General features: G+C 39.6%; 19 protein-coding genes. 5 read left to right on the top strand and 14 right to left on the bottom strand.

The features are described 5' to 3' along the window. Nucleotides 1–68 precede the first annotated feature (68 nt). Complete coding sequence (gene dapB / locus ACTF5Q_RS10225; protein ID WP_438954516.1) at nt 69–878, bottom strand: 4-hydroxy-tetrahydrodipicolinate reductase; 810 nt, start codon at nt 876–878, stop codon at nt 69–71. 85 nt (nt 879–963) lie between these two features. Here dapB and rbfA point away from each other — a divergent pair, with 85 nt between their 5' ends. Both rbfA and ACTF5Q_RS10215 read left to right on the top strand, forming a co-directional pair. Next, nucleotides 964–1,359: a 30S ribosome-binding factor RbfA gene (gene rbfA, locus ACTF5Q_RS10220; protein WP_438954515.1), complete on the top strand. Its 396-nt coding sequence runs from the start codon at nt 964–966 to the stop codon at nt 1,357–1,359. Then, nucleotides 1,359–2,096: a phosphodiester glycosidase family protein gene (locus ACTF5Q_RS10215; protein WP_438954514.1), complete on the top strand. Its 738-nt coding sequence runs from the start codon at nt 1,359–1,361 to the stop codon at nt 2,094–2,096. Before rbfA ends, ACTF5Q_RS10215 begins: the two co-directional genes overlap by 1 nt. 28 nt (nt 2,097–2,124) lie before the next feature. Here the strand turns inward: ACTF5Q_RS10215 and ACTF5Q_RS10210 are convergent, their stop codons facing one another. From ACTF5Q_RS10210 to ACTF5Q_RS10195, 4 genes are all read right to left on the bottom strand, one after another. Next, the gene (locus ACTF5Q_RS10210) at nt 2,125–2,577 is read right to left on the bottom strand and encodes an Hsp20 family protein (protein WP_438954513.1); all 453 of its coding nucleotides are present in this window, start codon (nt 2,575–2,577) and stop codon (nt 2,125–2,127) included. A 163-nt stretch (nt 2,578–2,740) separates the two neighbouring features. Further along, nucleotides 2,741–4,048 (bottom strand): glycolate oxidase subunit GlcF, encoded by a 1,308-nt coding sequence (gene glcF / locus ACTF5Q_RS10205; RefSeq protein WP_438954512.1) that lies wholly within the window; start codon nt 4,046–4,048, stop codon nt 2,741–2,743. A 2-nt stretch (nt 4,049–4,050) separates the two neighbouring features. Beyond that, entirely contained in the window at nt 4,051–5,154 is a 1,104-nt protein-coding gene (locus tag ACTF5Q_RS10200; protein ID WP_438954511.1) for an FAD-binding protein, read from the bottom strand. Between the two features lie 9 nt (nt 5,155–5,163). Further along, nucleotides 5,164–6,606: an FAD-linked oxidase C-terminal domain-containing protein gene (locus ACTF5Q_RS10195; protein WP_438954510.1), complete on the bottom strand. Its 1,443-nt coding sequence runs from the start codon at nt 6,604–6,606 to the stop codon at nt 5,164–5,166. A gap of 172 nt (nt 6,607–6,778) precedes the next feature. On the opposite strand from ACTF5Q_RS10195, the gene ACTF5Q_RS10190 reads away from it, so the two are divergent. After that, nucleotides 6,779–7,375 carry a DUF1285 domain-containing protein gene (locus tag ACTF5Q_RS10190; RefSeq protein WP_438954509.1) on the top strand — a complete coding sequence of 199 codons (597 nt, stop codon included), beginning with the start codon at nt 6,779–6,781 and terminating at the stop codon, nt 7,373–7,375. A gap of 4 nt (nt 7,376–7,379) precedes the next feature. Here the strand turns inward: ACTF5Q_RS10190 and polA are convergent, their stop codons facing one another. From polA to nth, 5 genes are read right to left on the bottom strand one after another with little or no spacing between them, the layout of a single operon-like run. Beyond that, a complete protein-coding gene (gene polA / locus ACTF5Q_RS10185) occupies nt 7,380–10,181 on the bottom strand; it encodes a DNA polymerase I (protein WP_438954508.1) in 2,802 nt (933 codons plus the stop codon). 41 nt (nt 10,182–10,222) lie between these two features. Next, complete coding sequence (locus tag ACTF5Q_RS10180; RefSeq protein WP_438954507.1) at nt 10,223–10,408, bottom strand: zinc-finger domain-containing protein; 186 nt, start codon at nt 10,406–10,408, stop codon at nt 10,223–10,225. Between the two features lie 53 nt (nt 10,409–10,461). Beyond that, on the bottom strand, nt 10,462–10,842 hold the full coding sequence (locus ACTF5Q_RS10175; protein ID WP_438954506.1) for an HIT domain-containing protein: 381 nt from the start codon (nt 10,840–10,842) through the stop codon (nt 10,462–10,464). Between the two features lie 42 nt (nt 10,843–10,884). Beyond that, the gene (locus ACTF5Q_RS10170; protein WP_438954505.1) at nt 10,885–11,898 is read right to left on the bottom strand and encodes an adenosine kinase; all 1,014 of its coding nucleotides are present in this window, start codon (nt 11,896–11,898) and stop codon (nt 10,885–10,887) included. After that, nucleotides 11,895–12,539 carry an endonuclease III gene (nth, locus tag ACTF5Q_RS10165; protein ID WP_153696301.1) on the bottom strand — a complete coding sequence of 215 codons (645 nt, stop codon included), beginning with the start codon at nt 12,537–12,539 and terminating at the stop codon, nt 11,895–11,897. Before nth ends, ACTF5Q_RS10170 begins: the two co-directional genes overlap by 4 nt. Before the next feature lie 327 nt (nt 12,540–12,866). Here nth and ACTF5Q_RS10160 point away from each other — a divergent pair, with 327 nt between their 5' ends. Further along, on the top strand, nt 12,867–13,466 hold the full coding sequence (locus tag ACTF5Q_RS10160) for a methylated-DNA--[protein]-cysteine S-methyltransferase (protein ID WP_438954504.1): 600 nt from the start codon (nt 12,867–12,869) through the stop codon (nt 13,464–13,466). A gap of 33 nt (nt 13,467–13,499) precedes the next feature. Here the strand turns inward: ACTF5Q_RS10160 and ACTF5Q_RS10155 are convergent, their stop codons facing one another. Together ACTF5Q_RS10155 and hspQ are read right to left on the bottom strand one after the other, a co-directional pair. Then, entirely contained in the window at nt 13,500–13,886 is a 387-nt protein-coding gene (locus tag ACTF5Q_RS10155) for a GAF domain-containing protein (protein ID WP_438954503.1), read from the bottom strand. 151 nt (nt 13,887–14,037) lie between these two features. Further along, the gene (hspQ, locus tag ACTF5Q_RS10150) at nt 14,038–14,364 is read right to left on the bottom strand and encodes a heat shock protein HspQ (protein WP_020044594.1); all 327 of its coding nucleotides are present in this window, start codon (nt 14,362–14,364) and stop codon (nt 14,038–14,040) included. Nucleotides 14,365–14,571: 207 nt separating this feature from the next. Between hspQ and ACTF5Q_RS10145 the strand changes: the two genes are divergently transcribed. After that, complete coding sequence (locus ACTF5Q_RS10145; protein WP_438954502.1) at nt 14,572–15,156, top strand: lytic transglycosylase; 585 nt, start codon at nt 14,572–14,574, stop codon at nt 15,154–15,156. Between the two features lie 5 nt (nt 15,157–15,161). Here ACTF5Q_RS10145 and ACTF5Q_RS10140 read toward each other — a convergent pair whose 3' ends face one another. Together ACTF5Q_RS10140 and ACTF5Q_RS10135 are read right to left on the bottom strand one after the other, a co-directional pair. Then, a complete protein-coding gene (locus ACTF5Q_RS10140; protein ID WP_438954501.1) occupies nt 15,162–15,716 on the bottom strand; it encodes a LolA family protein in 555 nt (184 codons plus the stop codon). Nucleotides 15,717–15,828: 112 nt separating this feature from the next. Then, a complete protein-coding gene (locus ACTF5Q_RS10135) occupies nt 15,829–18,555 on the bottom strand; it encodes a DNA translocase FtsK (RefSeq protein ID WP_438954500.1) in 2,727 nt (908 codons plus the stop codon). Nucleotide 18,556 lies beyond the last annotated feature (1 nt).

The raw sequence follows: 18,556 nt of genomic DNA, 5'->3' as shown, positions 1-18,556 counted from the left end.
TAGAGGTAAACTTGGCATTACATTTACTTTACTTTAGGTTACTTTTCAAAAAATATTCCCAAACCTTGCTAAAGATCCAGAACATCTTTCATACTGTATTCACCCGGTTCCTGTCGGATACCCCACTCGACTGCTTTTAGTGCACCCCTGACAAAAATAGCGCGATCTGTAGCTACATGGCGTAAAGTAATTCTTTCTCCAGCAGCTGCGAATAATACATCATGCTCTCCCACTACATCACCACCTCTAATAGAAACGAAGCCTATATCTCCTTTATTACGAGCCCCAGTTATACCATCTCTTCCACTATCCCGGACGTTTGATAATGATATTTGCCTTCCATCTGCCGCCGCATTCCCTAACATGAGAGCCGTACCGGAGGGAGCATCAACTTTTTTATTATGGTGCGTTTCAATAATTTCTATATCAAAATCATTGTCTAAGTTTGCAGCAACTTTTTTAGTCAATTGAACTAGCAGATTTACACCCAAAGACATATTTCCGGCTCTAATAATCTTTGCTTTTTTACCGGAATTTTCTATCAAAGCTAAATCCTGATCATTAAAGCCAGTGGTACCAATCACATGCACAATCCCACATTCAGCAGCTAGTTTAGAAAATTCAACAGAAGCTTTTGGCGCAGAGAAATCAATAATTGCATCAGCATTTTTAAACACCGAGGCTGGATCATCAGAGACTTCCACCCCAAGAGATTTTAAGCCACTTACCAAACCTAGATCCTTACCAATCCATTCATGACCTTCTCGTTCTAATGCTCCAACAAGCCTAGTTTTTTTACTACTCAGAACTCCTGAAACAATCATTTGCCCCATCCGCCCCGAAACACCAGTTACGACAACTCGAATATTTTCACTCATCGCTTAAATTCCAATCTACTTGGTGGCTTTTTAGCTGCTATTGAACCACTTGGCAAAGGGCAATTTACAGCTTACATAACAACATATGGCAAATAAATTTGATAAAACCACGCTTGGACCAAGTCAAAGACAATTAAGAGTAGGAGAATTAATAAGAAGAGCATTATCTGATCTTCTATTCAAAGGAGCTGTTCACGACCCTGAGCTGAACCGCTTGTCTATCACAGTTGGGGAAGTTACGACTTCTGCTGATCTAAAGATAGCAACTGCCTACGTTTGCCCATTGGGAGGACACGAAGGTGAAAACGCCATAGCGCTTTTAGCTAAAAACAAGTCTGAAATTAGGCGGGCGATTTCTAAGGAACTTACTCTTAAGTATGTCCCTGATATTCGCTTTCGTTTGGATGAAACATATGATCGGATGGATGAAGCTAAGCGGTTATTTAGTTTAGACAAGGTAAAAAAGGATCTGGATATGTAATGCGGTTCTCAGCAATATATCTGTTTTGCGTTCTACTTTCCTCAAATGTATCTGCGCTAGATTGTAGGAAAGATATATTTGAAAATATCAACTTTACTATATGTAAAACATCTCTTTTTGAAGACGACCTGCGTTTATATTTAAACAATAGCGATGGGGTGCCATTCGGCAATTTTAACGCCTTACAAAAGGAGTTAAATGATAAAGGTAAAGAGCTCTTATTTGCTATGAATGCAGGTATGTACCACTCTGATTTAAGCCCTGTTGGACACTACATAGAAAAGCTGAGTAAAAAGAAAAATGTTATCGCGAGACCCGGTCCAGGGAATTTCGGAATGCTACCCAATGGAATATTTTGCATTGGCTCTGATATGTTGAATATATATGAAACCGTAGAGTATTTACAAAATACTCCAGAATGTACTTATGCTACACAGTCCGGACCAATGCTTGTTTGGAATAGCAAATTACATCCCCGTTTTCTAGAAGACAGCCAATCTAAATTTATACGAAATGGTGTGGGAACAAGTGCGGACAAACAATTCGCCTACTTTGTGAAAGCAGAAAATAGGTTAAATTTACACACGTTCGCCCGAATATTTAAAGACAAATTAAAGGTACCTAATGCTCTGTATTTTGATGGGAAAGTTTCCAAATTATACTCAAAGGAGCTAGACCAGCATGACTTCGGTTGGCCAATAGGACCCATAGTTGCGGTAGTGCGCTCGAGAAATTAAACCAAGCGCACCACATAGCGATTAAAATTCAATGCTCAATGACTGGTCTTGCGGAGTCCTGAACAGCGATCACTATCTGACGAGGCTTTAGTTCCTCTGGGACTTCTCTAAAGACATCAATATGAAGCATTCCGTCGGAATGGCTCGCGCCTTTTACTTTCACATAATCGGCCAAATGAAACGTCCTTTCAAAAGCTCGGGTTGCGATCCCCTTATGTAAGAATTTTTTTTCGGTAGTGCTATCATCTTTTTTACCAGAAATGATAAGCGTTTTGTTTTTAACTTCGACATTTAAATCTGCATCGGAAAATCCAGCAACTGCAATAGAAATCCGATATAAATCATCCGCTGTTTTTTCAATATCATAGGGAGGATAAGACGTTGTAGTTGAGTTGGTACTTATAACACGGTTCATCAAATCAGAGACTTGATCAAAGCCAATGCTTGCGCGGTATAATGGTGATAAATCAAAATGTTGCATAATTGTCATCCTTTAAAAGCAATAACTTGGTTAACGCCCAGTAATCTGGCGCGTGCGAATTACGGTCCCTATTCAGGCAACCATGCATCTTAAGTGGGTATTAATTTTTTTGTTTCAAGTGTAAGCATTGAAACGTTTTTTGAGCAATTGATACACTCATACTTTATACCATGTCCTGTAAAGTGGATAATTTTGACGGTTTAGGACCACCTGTCGCCCAATCTAATAATTCAACAGTATGAACGACTGGGATATCCGTGCCGGAACTAATCTGTATCATGCAGCCAATATTGCCAGCCGCAATAATATTAGGACTTTTTTCTTCGATTTTTTTAACCTTTAACTTTTTTAAAGTATTCGAAATATCTGGTTGAAGTAAGTTATAGGTCCCTGCTGAACCGCAGCATATATGAGCATCGGAAGGCTGTGACACCTTAAAACCAGCACGTTCAAGTAATTTTATGGGGCTTTGCTTAATTTGTTGTCCATGTTGTAAAGAGCAAGCGGAGTGGTAAACTACATTTAAATTATTGCTGCTTAATATCGGGTTTAAGTCAAACTCAACCAAAAATTCAGAAATATCCTTCGCTAACGCGGACACTTTCAATGCACTTGCAGCTAGGTCGGTATCTTCGAACATGTGGCCATAATCCTTTACGGTAGTTCCACAGCCACTTGTGTTAATAATAATGGCGTCGAGCCCATTAAATTCAATCTCGTTGTTCCAGGCCTCTATGTTCGCCCTAGCCAACTGAAAGGCTTTATCTGTGTCGCCCATGTGATGGGTTAATGCGCCACAACATCCTTGTCCTTTCACAATAACTACTTCACATCCCATGCGTCTTAAAATACGGATTGTTGCATCATTTATATCCGTATCCAAAACTTTTTGTGCACAACCAGTCATTAACGCTACCCGCTTTTTTATTTCTGGCTTTTGTGACAAAAAAACTTGAGGATCATCATTAAGACTAGGTGGATGGATTTTTTTTGGTGCAAGTGCAAGCATCGCTCTAAGTCTTTTACCCGGCACCAGTGGTGAAATAGGCTTAGCTAGTTTTGCGAGGATTAACGAAAACCTGAATCTTGCTGGAAAAGGTAGAATCAACGCCAGTAGCCATCGCAAGTATCTATCCGCAGCAGGCCTTTTATAATTTTTATTGATATAGCTTCTGGCATGATCAATTAGATGCATATAATGGACGCCCGAAGGACAAGTTGTCATGCAGGACAAGCACGACAAGCATCTATCTATATGTTTAACGGTTTGCAAATCGGGAGTTCTTTCATTCTCCAGCATGTCCTTCATTAGGTATATTCGGCCCCTCGGACTATCCAATTCATCACCCAAAATTTTATATGTTGGACAAGTGGCAGTACAGAAACCACAGTGGACACATGACCTTAAAACTTCGTTAGACCTCTTAAAGTCCGGGTTTCTAAGTTGCTCAGGAGAGAAGTTTGTCTGCATAGCTAAATAACCAAGTACTGGTTTAAGATCTGCTTCGGGTCAAAACTTTTTCTAATTCCTTCCTTTATCCCAGAAATAGTACCATCGTAAGGATGGAACATTGGTATTCTCTCTGATTTTGTTTGCAAGCATGTTCCATGTCCATACCCTGCGGGAACGTGTTCTCTTACATCTTGGTTTGGAGAAGCCAGTCCCCAAATCAAACCTCCACCCCAATCATAAAAATAATCATTAAATTTTGTTTTTTGTACAATTTGAGTACTCTCGGTGGGCTTAACGGATAGCCTCCAAAGATCATCATTATTAGATTTGAGTGATGAAAGCAGTGAGATATTACGCCAGACTTGCATACTTTTATCAGCATCAAGGGTGTTAATTTCTCGGTATTGTTTAAAAATCTCCATTAATCTTTCGACCCGGTATTTTACAGAATTTTCAAAGCCTTCTACCCTAATCATTGTTTCCTTTTGCTTAGGGAAATGAGCTAACCCAGAGACATCAAATGGAGTTGCAGTTGCGTCAATCATGGCATCTAGCGCAAGTTGGTCATTCAGACCATGTATTACAATAGTAGCTTCCGTCTCTGGCTTCGGCAGCACTTTAAAAGAAACTTCTGTGAGTATACCTAAAGTTCCCCAACTGCCGGCAAATAGTTTAACCAAATCATAGCCTGTTACATTTTTCATAACCCGACCGCCATTTTGAATTATATTCCCTAATCCATCAACGAGCCGAATACCCAAAAGAAAATCTCTTGCAGCACCTACTCGCAATCTACTTGAGCCACTGACGTTAGCGGCGAAGACACCTCCAATTGTGCTGCTTCCTTTCTTATTAATAAACCTTGACCAATTATAGGGATCAAATGCTAAACATTGACCCTCGGAATTCAGCGTTTTTTGTATCTCAGAAAGCGGGGTGCCAGCTTTTGCTATCATCGTTAAAGCACCGGGTTCGTAGTCAATAACTCCACTTAGTTTTGAAGTCGAAATAATTTTTGAACCAGACGGAGCCAATACGCGAGTATTTCCACCAGCAACGGATAGTGGTTCCTTTGCCTCGGATAAAATTGCTACAACTTCAATCTCGCTAGAAGGAAAAAACAAAGGCCTGCTCTAACAATTAAATGCCATTCTACGGGCTTCGGTATGATGTAGCGGAAAAACTTTTAAAGGGTTTAACAGCCATTTTGAATCGAAAACATCTTTAATTCGTAATTGAGCATCAATATCGTCGGCCGTAAACTGATAATCCATCAATTCCCGTTTTTCTATTCCCACACCGTGTTCACCTGTTAAACAGCCACCTACTTCAACGCAAAGCCGTAAAATTTCAGCTCCAAATTCTTCGCATTTAGTCAATTCGCCAGGCTTATTTGCATCGTAAAGGATGAGTGGATGCATATTACCGTCGCCTGCATGAAAAACATTAGCAACACTGAGGCCGTAAGTTTTACTCATTTCCCCTATGCATTTTAGGACATAAGGCAATTTATTTACAGGAATTGTACCGTCAAGGCACATATAATCTGCAATTTGACCCATTGCCCCAAAAGCTGACTTTCGCCCAAGCCAAATACGGTTTGCTTGCTCCTCATCTTTTGCTCGTCTCAGGTCAGTTGGATCAAGTGATTTAGCGATAACCATAATTTTATCTATCTGTTCATCAATTTCGTCCAAACTACCTTCCACCTCAACAATAAGTAAGGCCTCACAGTCTGGGTAACCAGCGCAAGAAAAAGTTTCTGTGGCCTCAATACATGGCCTATCCATAAACTCAATTGCTACAGGCAAGATACCCGCTTTAATAATATTTGAAACACATTGACCGGCTATTTCGTTACTATTGAAGCCAATCAGAACAGGTAGAGCACCCTCTGGTTTGTGCAATATTCGTAAAGTTGCCTCTGTCACGACGCCCAATTGACCCTCTGAACCACAAACGACAGACAAAAGATCAAGACCATTAGAATCAAAAGCAGCCCCCCCAATTTCCAAAATCTGACCATCCATAGTTACTAACTTAACTCCAAGTAGATTATTAGACGTCACACCATACTTCAGACAATGAGCGCCTCCAGAATTCATCCCTATGTTTCCAGCTATGGCGCATGCCAGTTGGCTAGACGGATCGGGCGCATAGAAATAACCATTATCCTCAACAGCATTTGTTACCCCTATATTTGTTAGGCCCGATTGTACCCTTATAAATCGGTTACGATAATCTGTCTCCAGGACACTATTCATTTTAGAGACCCCCAAAACTACACTATCAGCAGAAGGCATCGCACCACCCGCCAACGAAGTGCCAGAACCCCTCGGAATAACTGGAATGTTCATTTTGTGGCATAGTTTCAATACTTCAGACACCTGAGCTGTAGTCTCCGGCAAAACAACCAGCATTGGAGGACAACGATAGGCCGTTAGCGCATCGCATTCATAAGCCAAAGTTTCTGCTTTATCCTCTAGTATTGATGATGCGGGCAGAACTTTTTTTAACGCTTCGACGAGTTCAGGTTTTTTTTCAATCCTAGAAGTACTTGCTAAGGGTATATCCATATGAAGCCTTTTTGGTAAAATTTTATAACCAATTTTTTTAAATTGGCAATATCCACCAGCAATAAGAAAGAATTACTTGATCCACTTTCTTAAGATTCAGATTATTTGCATAATTATTCGGTGCAATTCTGAATAAAAAGATTACTTCTTTTAGGGGAAAAAGGCGCAGATAATGGAATCAGAAAACAAAAAACAGACAGAAATACCAACAGCAGAAGGTATTGCATCAGCTGCTCGCAAGGTTTCAAAGAAAGGACATCCGCCCGTACATCTTTGGGATCCACCATTTTGTGGGAATTTAGATATTCGAATAGCCCGAGATGGCACTTGGTATTACCTGGGAACTCCTATTGGGAGATTTGAACTTGTTAAGCTTTTTTCTTCAATCCTAAGAAAAGATGAAGATAAGTACTTTTTGGTAACTCCAGCCGAAAAAGTGGGAATTAAAGTAGACGATGCACCATTTGTAGCAGTCGATTTTTCAGTTGTTGGCAGTGGCAACAATCAAACATTGATTTTTGAAACCCATGTTGGTGATACGGTTAAACTCAATAATGAGAACCCATTGCGTGTGACAATTGACCAAAACAGTGGAGAACCAAAACCGTATATTCACATTAGGTCTGGCCTAGAAGCTCTTATTGACAGAAAAAGCTTTTACAGATTGATCGAAATTTGCTCAATTAAAACTCACGATAAAGAAGAATGGTTTGGTATATGTTCAAATAAGAATTTCTTTCCCATCATTCTCGCTTCTGAATTAAGCTAGGTATTTAATGAGCTTGAGCCCAGTTCTCACCATGGCCTGCATCGACTAGAATAGGAATATCTAATTTAACCGCTGGATACGATGCTTCTTCCATTATTGATTTAGCTACAGAAATTAAAGCCTCTACGTCACCCTGGTCTACCTCAAACAAAAGTTCATCATGAACTTGCAAAAGCATTTTTGCGTTAAGATGTGAAATTGCAGTTGGCATGCGTATCATCGCCCTGCGAATAATATCAGCAGCTGTTCCTTGGATTGGAGCATTTATAGCTGCACGCTTAGCAAAGCCAGCATTTGGACCTTTTGCATTTATTTGAAGCGTATGGATAATTCTTCCAAACAACGTTTCCACATAATTTTTTTCCTTAGCAAACCGAATGGTTTCATCCATATATTCCTTTATGCCCGGAAATCTCTCAAAGTATCTGTCTATAAAGGCTTGGGCATCTGAACGTGGGATTCTTAAATTTCGGGCTAAACCAAATCCAGATATACCATAAATAACTCCAAAATTTATTGCCTTAGCCTGCCTTCTGATTTCGGACGTCATTTCATCAAGAGGCACATTGAACATTTCTGACGCCGTCATCGCATGAATATCTAATCCATCACGAAAAGCTTTTTTCAAACTATCGATAGATGCTACGTGAGCAAGGATCCTCAACTCAATTTGACTGTAATCTAAACTTACAAGAACTTTTCCAGTTTCTGCGATAAAAGCTTCTCGAATACGCCGTCCCTCTTCGGATCGAATGGGTATGTTTTGTAAGTTAGGATCAGCTGACGCTAGTCGCCCTGTATTAGCCCCAGCTATAACATATGATGTATGAACTCGGCCAGATGAAGGATTGATGTGATCTTGTAATGCGTCAGTATAAGTTGACTTCAACTTACTTAATTGTCGCCAGTCTATTACCTTCCTTGGCAAATCATATTCTGTAGCAAGATCTGCCAAAACATCAGCACCCGTAGAATAAGCGCCCGTTTTCCCTTTGGCCCCACCAGCATATCCAAGTTTATCAAATAGGATTTCCCCTAACTGTTTGGGGCTACCAACATTGAACGTTTCTCCTGCAAGGCTATAAATCTCTTCCTCTAAATAAGCCATTTTTTGAGAAAATGAGTTTGACATCCTAACAAGTGTGTCTCTATCAACTTTAATACCCAAAAGCTCCATATCTGACAGAACTCGAACCAAGGGGCGTTCAAGGGTTTCATAAACCTTTGTTACTTTAGACAAGTGAAGCTTAGGTTTGAAGAGCTTCCATAAGCGGATGGTTATGTCAGCATCTTCAGCCGCGTAATTACTAGCTTCATCTATCGGGACAAAGTCAAATGTTATTGCTGATTTACCAGTTCCGATCAATGATTTTATAGAAACTGGTGTGTGACCTAAATATTTTTCAGACAGCGTATCCATACTATGCCGGTGAATGCCGCCATGCAGTGCATAGGACATTAACATTGTATCATCAATCGCCTCAAAGGCTAAACCATATTTTGATAATATTTTTATATCATATTTTATATTTTGGCCAACAATGAGAACCGCTGGATCAGATAAAACTGGCCCTATGAGTTCTGTCGCTACTGCTATAGGAATTTGATTAACACACAGTTTACTTGAACCAAATAAACCATCAGCGGGCTCGCCTTCTTTGTGTCCAACAGGAATGTAACATGCATAACCTGGCTTAATGCAGAGCGATATCCCGACAAGCTCGGCTTTCGTTTCATCCAATCCTGTCGTCTCAGTATCAAAAGCTACATATCCGTGATAGCGAATATCCTCAATCCACTGCTTCAATCTTTCAATAGACCTGACGGTTTCATAGTTTTTAGTCGTTATTGGTACATAAATATTTTCTTCATTTTTTTCATTCAGTTTTTTGCTAGATGGTGGAAGTTCAGCTATTTCAACGTTAAACTGTTCTGAAACCCTTTTTAAAATGGTACGAAACTCCATTTTTTTTAAAAATTCCACTAAGACATCTATTCTTGGAGGAGAAACTACCAAGTCATCGATCGCAAAATCTAACTTCATTGTGCAATCCAATTTCACTAACTGCTTTGAAATTCGTATTTGATCCGCGAAGTTAATTAAAGTTTCTCTTCGTTTGGGTTGTTTTATCTCATTTGCATTATCCAGAAGGTTTTCTAATGTGCCAAATATATTAATTAGCTCAGCGGCTGTTTTTACTCCAATACCAGGTGCGCCTGGGACGTTGTCAACGCTATCACCAGCTAATGCTTGTACGTCTACTACAAGCTCTGGGTTAACTCCAAATTTTTCAACTACAGCATCACGATTAATTCGCCGATTTTTCATTGCGTCGAACATTTCAACACCATCACCAACAAGCTGCATCAAATCTTTATCTGAACTAATGATTGTTACACGACCTCCAGCCTCCCGAGCCTGACAAGCAAGCGTCGCTATTATATCATCAGCCTCAAAACCTACTACTTCCTTGCACGAAATATTAAAGGCGTTTGTAGCATCCCTTGTTAACGGAAATTGAGGTACTAGATCTTCAGGAGCAGGAGGCCTGTTAGCTTTATAATCCTTGTAGATTTCATTACGAAAACTTTTGCCAGAATGATCAAAAATAACTGCCGCATGAGTTGCCGCATCTACACCAGTATTATTTTGAATATACCGAAAGAGCATATTACAAAAGCCACTGACTGCTCCGATAGGTAGACCGTCGGACGACCGAGTAAGTGGTGGAAGTGCATGATATGCACGAAATATAAATGCAGATCCATCAATCAAATGTAGATGATGACCTTTACCAAATTTCATAGTCTCTTATCCATTCAAACCAAATTCAAGAGCCTCGAAGTCTATTGATTCAATCTAGTCTCAAAATCGCAGTGAATAATTTTACAATCACAATAAGGGCACTCTACCCATCCCTTATCCATTGGAATTTGAAGCCAAACCTTTGGGTGGCCAAGGGCTCCCCCACCACCATCACATGACACGCGAAATGTATAAACTATTCTTGTTTCTGGTGCATCGACTACCATAATTTCATCCTACTCATGTCTAAACTCACAAATGATACTACACTTAATACCTATTAGCTTTTTGATATCATGGGCCCTAAATTTCGCCCACCCAGAATGTGTACATGCAAATGTGGAACTTCCTGCAAACCCGCTTCACCTGAATTGGAGATAGCCCTAAAACCACCACCACCCTGCGAGGGCTCCACCTCTAAGATCTTGCAAACCTCCCCAATCGCTCGGACGAAGTCAGTAATTTCCTCGCTAGAAGCAATTTGGGCAAAATGGTCATAAGTGACATACGAACCTTTTGGAATTACTAAAACATGTTTTGGAGCAGCCGGATTAATATCGTGAAACGCTAAGCTGTGTTCCGTTTCTAGAACCTTATTACATGGGATCTCACCCCGTAGTAACTTTGCAAAAATATTTTCATCATCATAATTGTATGGCATTTCTTTCTCAATTCATACTTCTATAAAAATAGTACCCCAATGTTAAACTACAGCGTCAGTAAACCCTGAGATAAGTTCGGACTGAATAAATAAATTCTTTACTGAAACCTTTGGCCTTGGACCAATATGTCCAATAACTTCTCCCGCAGCAATATTACCCATCTTACAACTTGTTTCTAGATCACAATTAGACGCCATACCATATAGAAAACCTGCCGCGAATTGATCACCTGCACCAGTTGTATCAATGGGCGAAAGTTTTTTAACTCCAACATCAACCCTTTGAGCACCTTTAATTGCCGTAACACCTTTGTCAGCTTTTGTACAAACCACTAAAGCGCACATTTTGCTTGTTTGGTTAAGAGCCTTTTCTAAGTCCTCGGTTTCAAAAAGGCTCTTGATTTCATCTTCATTTCCTATCACGAAATCAAGGTCATTTTCGATTAGATTTAGAAAGTCACCTCTATGCCTCTCCACACAAAACGGATCCGATATAGCAATTCCTGTTTTACCCCCAGCTAGTTTTGTATCTCGCGCAAGCTTTACAAATGCCTCCTTTCCTTTATTTTTGTCAAAAAGATAGCCTTCCAAGAATACAAAAGCTGCTCTGCTTGCTAAATTCTTTGGTATATCATCAATACTCAAATCACCAGAGATACCTAAATAAGTATTCATAGAACGCTCACCATCTTGCGAATTAAAGATCATTGACCTCGAGGTAGGGAGCTGGCCATTAGAGACTGGTGGATTGAGAAAGTCTGTACCCGATGCCGCGGTTGCTTGAGCATAAAACCTTCCCAGCTCATCATCACATACACGCCCAACAAAAGCAGTTTTACCTCCCAGAGAACTAATACCAGCAACCGTATTCGCTACCGAGCCTCCAGCGGCATTTGTTCTTGCTCCCATCGAATTATACAAAATTTCAGAACGATCTTTTTCGATAAGCTGCATGATGCCCTTTTCTATTCCCATTTTTTCGAGAAACCTGTCATCACATGGAGAAATTATATCAACAACAGCATTGCCAATTCCAACCACATCATATTTTTTCATAAATTTTTATCCTCGAATATACATAAATCCCTTATGATGCAGTTTCCACAAAGAGGTTTTCGTGCCTTACAGAAATACCTACCATGTAAAATCAACCAGTGATGTGCATGCAGTTGAAGATCTGCTGGAATATTATCTTCTATGGCTCGCTCCACTGCATCAACATCTTTACCAGGTGCGATACCACTTCTGTTACCAACTCTAAAAATATGTGTATCGACAGCCTGGGCAGGGTGTCTCCACCACATATTCAAAACAACATTCGCAGTTTTTCGTCCAACTCCAGGTAGGCTCTCTAAAGCAGCGCGTGAATTAGGAACAATACCGTTATACTGATCTACCAAAATTTGGCTAAGCTTGATTACGTTTCTCGCTTTATTACGATACAACCCGATAGTCTTTATGTACTCTATTAAACCGTCCTCACCCAACTTAATCATGTCCTCTGGACTACTTATAAATTTAAAAAGTTTCTCAGTAGCTTTGTTAACACCTTTATCAGTAGATTGTGCACTTAATGCAACCGCAACCAATAGGGTAAACACATTTGTATGATTGAGTTCACCTTTCGGTTCGGGATCCGCTTCTTTAAATCGCTCAAAGATTTCTTTTAAAACATGAAAATTTAATTGACGGCTCATGTACTTACATTTGCAATTATTTCCAAGAAAGAACAAGGCTGAATAACAATAGGTTTTCACTGAGCTCAATAGTTTTTCTAAAATATCAAACCATATAATCTAGTAGGATGGAATTCTTGGAAAAGTTTCAACGACAAATGTGCTTGGCAGAAAAACGTTTTCAAGTATTCAAGCTGGGCGATAAGACTCACTTATAAAGATAACTCTTATTGAGTTTCACACTTTTAATTGAACATATATTTGTAATTATCGAAAGTTGCCATTTATTTCTTTAATAGTTAGCGTCAAAAATATGCTGGAAAGTAAAAATTAAAATAGAAGATAATGATGAGCCAGATACTACCAAAGAGCCAAAAGCTATATGATCTCACCATAAATTGGCAAACTGAAAATACTAACCACCTTTTATCACAATCAACTAATTTTCTTGTTCATTACGGATTTACGCATAGCCCGTTCGGCAAAGCTCTAGTCATGGGAACAAAACAAGGGATCTGTGGAATAGCATTTGCAGATCAATTAGGCGATGAAGAGACCCTACGAGATATGATACAGCGCTGGCCACGAGCGACCTTTACCCATAATGAAGAGCTCATATTGAAACTCTCATCGCCAATATTTGATTTTTCTGGCAAGACACAATTACAAGTTATTGGTTCACCTTTTCAGATTAAGGTTTGGGAGGCACTACTTCAAATACAAGCTGGCCAGGTTGTAACTTACTCAGAGGTGGCAACCGCAATTAATGAACCATCTTCCGTTCGTGCTGTTGCAACGGCAATTGGCCGTAATCCAATTAGCTTCCTAATACCTTGTCATAGGGTGATACAGAAATCAGGGAGTTTAGGCGGGTATCATTGGGGACTTTCAATTAAAAATCATATACTAAACTTTGAGAATGAAAGATCAAGAAATCCGATCGGATAAAAAGTAAAATTGTTTAACTTTATAAAACTCATTTTACATAATGTCTCTTGAGAATATCGAGTTTATTATTTTTAATAAACCATTCGTATCATCAACACTAAACGCAGCTGGAAGATCACTGTCTATATCCAGCACAGCCATTAAGCCTTTTACACCATTAAAAACTGGCACGACAAGCTCTGACTTGGTAGTTGGAGAGCAGGCTATATGGTTCTGCACAGAGCTTACATCATTTATTAAGTGAGGCTTTTCTGTTGATGCAACTTGTCCGCATATGCCACGATTAAATGGAATACGCAAACAACCGTGGCCACCCTGGTAGGGGCCAATCTTTAAAACTCCGGGCTCGGTAACTCTGTAAAATCCAGTCCAATCAAACCGATCATCAGAATTATGGATCTCACATACAATTGTAGCCATTAAGGCCACACTATTAGTCTCACCTTTGCATAACTCTAAAATTCTTGCTAATGTGTCTTAGTAATTAATGCGTCTGCTCAATATAAATTACCGTAACGATTTTAAAGCCTTTACTTCAAAAATATTGGCGACGAACTAATGTAATGGACCATTAATTAAGATGAAAATATAAAGGATAGTGTCCATCCTTAAAGGGTCCAAATAGATCGCGTACATCAGGATGTTCAACCGGCTCACCAGATGGATCCTCAATCAAATTCTGCTCTGACACATACGCGACATAAAATGTATTCTCATTTTCAGCAAGTAAGTGATAAAATGGCTGTTCTTTCGACGGGCGACCATCTTCTGGTAGATTTTCGTACCATTCATCGGAGTTATTAAATTCTGGGTCAACGTCAAATACAACCCCACGAAAGGGGTGCTTTTTATGCCGAACTACCTGGCCAAGATGATATTTAGCAAATTTAGTAAACATAATCATAAGCCCTAACTCTGAAATAGTTGGCTTTCAAGAGATTTTTCGATTGATAAAATTATCATTTGTTGAATTCATCGTACGGGTGCGAATAAAAAACTTACAAAACAGGATACTTTTTAGGTTTTAGGTATTTTATTTCAGTTTATTTTTTACATTTCAGAATTTATTATCTATCTATTAGGGATAAATAAAAAGCGAGGGGCAATGAGCACAATTCTTCGCTCTATTTTAATACTTTGTTTTATCTCTTCCTGTAGCTTTGGCAACTTTAGGAAGCCAATAGACTATGACAATGCATGCTCAATTCTAGACGGCAAACGACATTATTACAGAGCCTTCAAGAATACAAATCGTAAATGGGGAGTCCCCATACATGTTCAAATGGCAGTAATATATTATGAAAGTAGTTTTCAAAATCGAGCAAAAACACCAATGAGGTATTTTTTAGGGATTATACCATTGGGGCGCGAGAGTTCTGCATTTGGATACGCCCAGGCACTTGATGGCACCTGGACTGACTACAAAAAAGCCACTGGCCGCTCCATTGCGAGAAGGAGCAGCATAAGAGACTCTGCAGATTTCATGGGCTGGTACATGACCAAAACAAGAAAATTAACAGGTGTCTCACTTAGTGACGCAAAAAACCAATACCTTGCATATCACGAAGGCCAGGTAGGATACCTAAAGGGTTCTTATAAAAGAAAGCAATGGTTGATCAACAAGGCAAACAATGTTGGCAACCGAAGTTCAAAATATAAAAGACAACTTTCAAGTTGTATCAGGACTTGAAGAAATTAATTTCTTCGGCGCTCTATTTCCAGTTGAATATTAAATTGCATCTCACCTAGAGAAATATTCTCTTCGTATCGCTCAATACTCATCAAAGTAGCGCTGCCACTCTCGTCTCGTATAATCCAACGGCTAAGAACAGGCTTTTTACCAGAAAAAATTAATTTAATGTGTCCTCGCCCTGGGTGTTTAGGATCATATAATGAGAGCGACGTCTCACCTTGATTAAAATCATGCGAAAGAATGTTAGAAGAACCAACAAAGTTAATCGAATTTTCAAGAACCAATGAAAATGGAGTAACATTCAAAGGAAAAGACGTAGGCTCCGGGTCGCCTTTTGGATCAAAAATTGCTAGCTGGCCACCGGACCCAAGTATCAGCAAGTCTTCTGGTTCTTCATAATCTATTCTTAATCTTCCTGGCTTTTTTATTAGGATAACACCCTTTGCTTCAGAACCATCATCGGAAAACTGACGAAAATCGGCTTGAAAAGTATCAAGTTTGTTAAAGTAATTAGATAACTCAGTTAACGAAAATTTTTCAGCACTCGCAGGGTTCATCCCCAATAGCCAGATAAAAAGAAAATTTAGGACAAATCTGATTAACTTCATAACAATAATCTAACCATTATGATATCTGAAAATTTTTCATTTTATAACCCCATGTAGATCATTATTCTGGAACTAAAATTTCTCGCTTACCGACATGATTAGCGGTCGAAACTAAACCCTGCTCTTCCATCTGTTCTACTAACCTAGCAGCTTTGTTATATCCAATAGAAAGTTTACGCTGTATATAACTTGTAGAACATTTACGGTCCCTCAGCACGATCGATACGGCCTCATCGTAAATTGTGTCTTCGCCGTCTGTATTTCCACCAAGTCCAAGCACCATATCAATGCCATCAGCTTTTTCCTCATCAGGTCCATCGATAACTCCCGACATATAGTTTGGCGGGCCAAAAGCCTTGAGATGTCTGACAACTTCCTCCACCTCTTCATCGCTTACAAATGGGCCATGGCATCGAGTAATCTTTGACCCTCCAGCCATATAAAGCATATCCCCCATTCCCAGTAATTGCTCTGCACCCATTTCTCCAAGAATTGTTCGACTATCAATCTTCGATGTAACTTGAAAAGAAATACGCGTTGGAAAATTAGCCTTCACCGTTCCAGTTATTACATCAACCGATGGTCGTTGCGTGGCCATAATTATATGAATTCCCGAAGCACGTGCCATTTGAGCTAGCCGCTGAATACATGCTTCAATTTCCTTACCTGCAACCATCATAAGATCAGCCATTTCATCTACGACGACTACGATGTATGGCATCTTTTCAGGTTCAAACTCTTCAGTTTCAAAAATCGGATCGCCAGTTTCTTCGTCAAAGCCAGTTTGTATTGTGCGAGAAAAATTCTCATTTTTCATTAAAGCATCTGAAACCCTGCTATTAAACCCATCAATGTTTCGAACGCCCATTTTTGACATTCTGCGATATCGCTCCTCCATTTCACCAACCACCCACTTAAGCGCTACAACTGCTTTTTTGGGATCAGTAACAACTGGGCTTAAAAGATGTGGTATCCCATCATAAACACTTAATTCTAGCATTTTAGGATCAATCATTATCATCCGACACTCTTCAGGCGTAAGCTTATATAGAAGAGAGAGTATCATTGTATTTATTGCTACTGATTTTCCAGAACCGGTCGTTCCGGCAATCAAAAGATGAGGCATCTTAGCTAAATTGGCTACCACCGGTTCACCACCAATATCTTTTCCGAGAGCAAGAGGAAGTTTTTGATTACCGTCACCGAAAGCTCTACTTGAGAAAATTTCGCGGAGCACAACTTTTTCTCTATCCTCATTTGGTAATTCTATTCCGATAACAGACCTTCCAGGTACTGTAGAAACCCTTGCTGCAAGCGCGGACATTGATCGAGCGATATCGTCTGCCAAACCAATAACGCGGCTTGCCTTCAATCCTGGAGCCGGCTCTAATTCATACATTGTGACTACTGGCCCTGGCCGCACACTAACAATTTCACCTTTGATCCCATAATCATCCAGTACCGCTTCCAAGAGCCTTGCATTTTCCTCTAGAGCTTCATCTGAAAGATATGTTCTTTTAATTTCCACAGGTGTTGCTAATAAGTTCAGAGGTGGTAATTCGAATTCCACTTTTCCATCATCGAAGTTTAATCTTGGCTCTGCCTCTTCTATTGCACGCTTTGATCTTTTAAATGTTTTTGAAATTGGCGCATGGACAAGCTTCTTGGTCTCTAATTTTGGCAGATTGAGGCTATCCATTGAGTATCCAGAATTGAATTCTTGCTCAAATTCCTCTGGATCTTCGTAACTTCCCTCATTAAATTCTTCCTGGTGAAACTGAGTATCACTTGAAATTGGTGGTTCTAAACGATCTAAACTGGAGTGATTAGTCGAAACAAACTTGTCCTCGACTTTCTGTTGACCATATTCTTCATAAGTATCGGTCATTTTACTCGTAACTGGAGGGGTGCGATCCCGGATTATGGAAGTTATTTTATTCCTTATGCGGTCACCTCTGTCGTGACTATCATTATCAATCATTGGCTCCTCTCGAACTAATTGAGAAGTTTCTTTGCCAATAGACGGTTTCAAGATAAAAAGAATTCTACTAATCAACCCTCCCGTTTTTTGGGTACTTATGTTGTCTTGATCCTGGTCCCCCTGCATCGATGAACTCTTTCTTGAGATAGACAAAAGAGCGATCCTCGCTACAAAAGCAAAGATATGAATACAAAACAAAAAAGAGCCTTTAAGCAAAAATTTGGAAATCCCACTCACTTCTTTCCTCGAAAATCCAGATACGAATAGAAGCGTTACAAGCGAAATAACGGACATCATTAACGTTATCATATTTACCCATGTATTAGAAACTTCGGGTAAAGATTTTAGGATGACACCAACTGACGTCTCTCCAAATAGGCCGCCTAATCCAAACTTGTGTATCCATGTACTATTCGGTACGAGAGTGGCAAAAAAAGCAGAAGAAAATGCCATTGCTACAGGAAAAAAGATCATCCGAGTGATAGCTCTCTCGACACCACTGTGGCATACAAACCTTACACCCCAAATTAAAAGAAAAACTGGCAAAGAAAAACTACCCCAACCTAAAATAAGTATTAACGGGGCAGCCATTGATGAGCCAATTACGCCTAGTATATTTTGAGTAGGTTCATCGCTAATAGACCAGAAACTTCTGTCGTTGGGAGAGTAAGACCATAGCAACAAGAATATGCCAATACTAATCGCAATAAGTATGAGCCCCAGTATTTCTGTTCCACGCCTCTGCAAAGCTTCTTTCAAACTATTATCTATCAAAGGAATGCGACTAGGCGCCTGATTATATGCCATT

This window comes from Candidatus Salinivivens marinus, from assembly GCF_965655845.1.
Classification (GTDB): Bacteria; Pseudomonadota; Alphaproteobacteria; order Rhodobacterales; family Rhodobacteraceae; genus Salinivivens; species Salinivivens marinus.
The sequence above is the reverse complement of the archived record's forward strand: the minus strand, read 5'-3'. Positions and strand labels throughout refer to the sequence as shown.

Bases quoted from the DNA above. Each gene is read 5' to 3' on its own strand.
- ACTF5Q_RS10135 (WP_438954500.1), bottom strand. From the start codon at position 18,555: ATGGCATATAATCAGGCGCCTAGTCGCATTCCTTTGATAGATAATAGT.
- nth (WP_153696301.1), bottom strand. From the start codon at position 12,539: ATGAGCCGTCAATTAAATTTTCATGTTTTAAAAGAAATCTTTGAGCGA.
- polA (WP_438954508.1), bottom strand. From the start codon at position 10,181: ATGAAATTTGGTAAAGGTCATCATCTACATTTGATTGATGGATCTGCA.
- ACTF5Q_RS10180 (WP_438954507.1), bottom strand. From the start codon at position 10,408: ATGGTAGTCGATGCACCAGAAACAAGAATAGTTTATACATTTCGCGTG.
- ACTF5Q_RS10170 (WP_438954505.1), bottom strand. From the start codon at position 11,898: ATGAAAAAATATGATGTGGTTGGAATTGGCAATGCTGTTGTTGATATA.
- ACTF5Q_RS10145 (WP_438954502.1), top strand. From the start codon at position 14,572: ATGAGCACAATTCTTCGCTCTATTTTAATACTTTGTTTTATCTCTTCC.
- ACTF5Q_RS10175 (WP_438954506.1), bottom strand. From the start codon at position 10,842: ATGCCATACAATTATGATGATGAAAATATTTTTGCAAAGTTACTACGG.
- ACTF5Q_RS10210 (WP_438954513.1), bottom strand. From the start codon at position 2,577: ATGCAACATTTTGATTTATCACCATTATACCGCGCAAGCATTGGCTTT.
- rbfA (WP_438954515.1), top strand. From the start codon at position 964: ATGGCAAATAAATTTGATAAAACCACGCTTGGACCAAGTCAAAGACAA.
- ACTF5Q_RS10190 (WP_438954509.1), top strand. From the start codon at position 6,779: ATGGAATCAGAAAACAAAAAACAGACAGAAATACCAACAGCAGAAGGT.
- ACTF5Q_RS10160 (WP_438954504.1), top strand. From the start codon at position 12,867: ATGAGCCAGATACTACCAAAGAGCCAAAAGCTATATGATCTCACCATA.
- ACTF5Q_RS10155 (WP_438954503.1), bottom strand. From the start codon at position 13,886: ATGGCTACAATTGTATGTGAGATCCATAATTCTGATGATCGGTTTGAT.
- glcF (WP_438954512.1), bottom strand. From the start codon at position 4,048: ATGCAGACAAACTTCTCTCCTGAGCAACTTAGAAACCCGGACTTTAAG.
- ACTF5Q_RS10195 (WP_438954510.1), bottom strand. From the start codon at position 6,606: ATGGATATACCCTTAGCAAGTACTTCTAGGATTGAAAAAAAACCTGAA.
- ACTF5Q_RS10140 (WP_438954501.1), bottom strand. From the start codon at position 15,716: ATGAACCCTGCGAGTGCTGAAAAATTTTCGTTAACTGAGTTATCTAAT.
- hspQ (WP_020044594.1), bottom strand. From the start codon at position 14,364: ATGTTTACTAAATTTGCTAAATATCATCTTGGCCAGGTAGTTCGGCAT.
- ACTF5Q_RS10215 (WP_438954514.1), top strand. From the start codon at position 1,359: ATGCGGTTCTCAGCAATATATCTGTTTTGCGTTCTACTTTCCTCAAAT.
- dapB (WP_438954516.1), bottom strand. From the start codon at position 878: ATGAGTGAAAATATTCGAGTTGTCGTAACTGGTGTTTCGGGGCGGATG.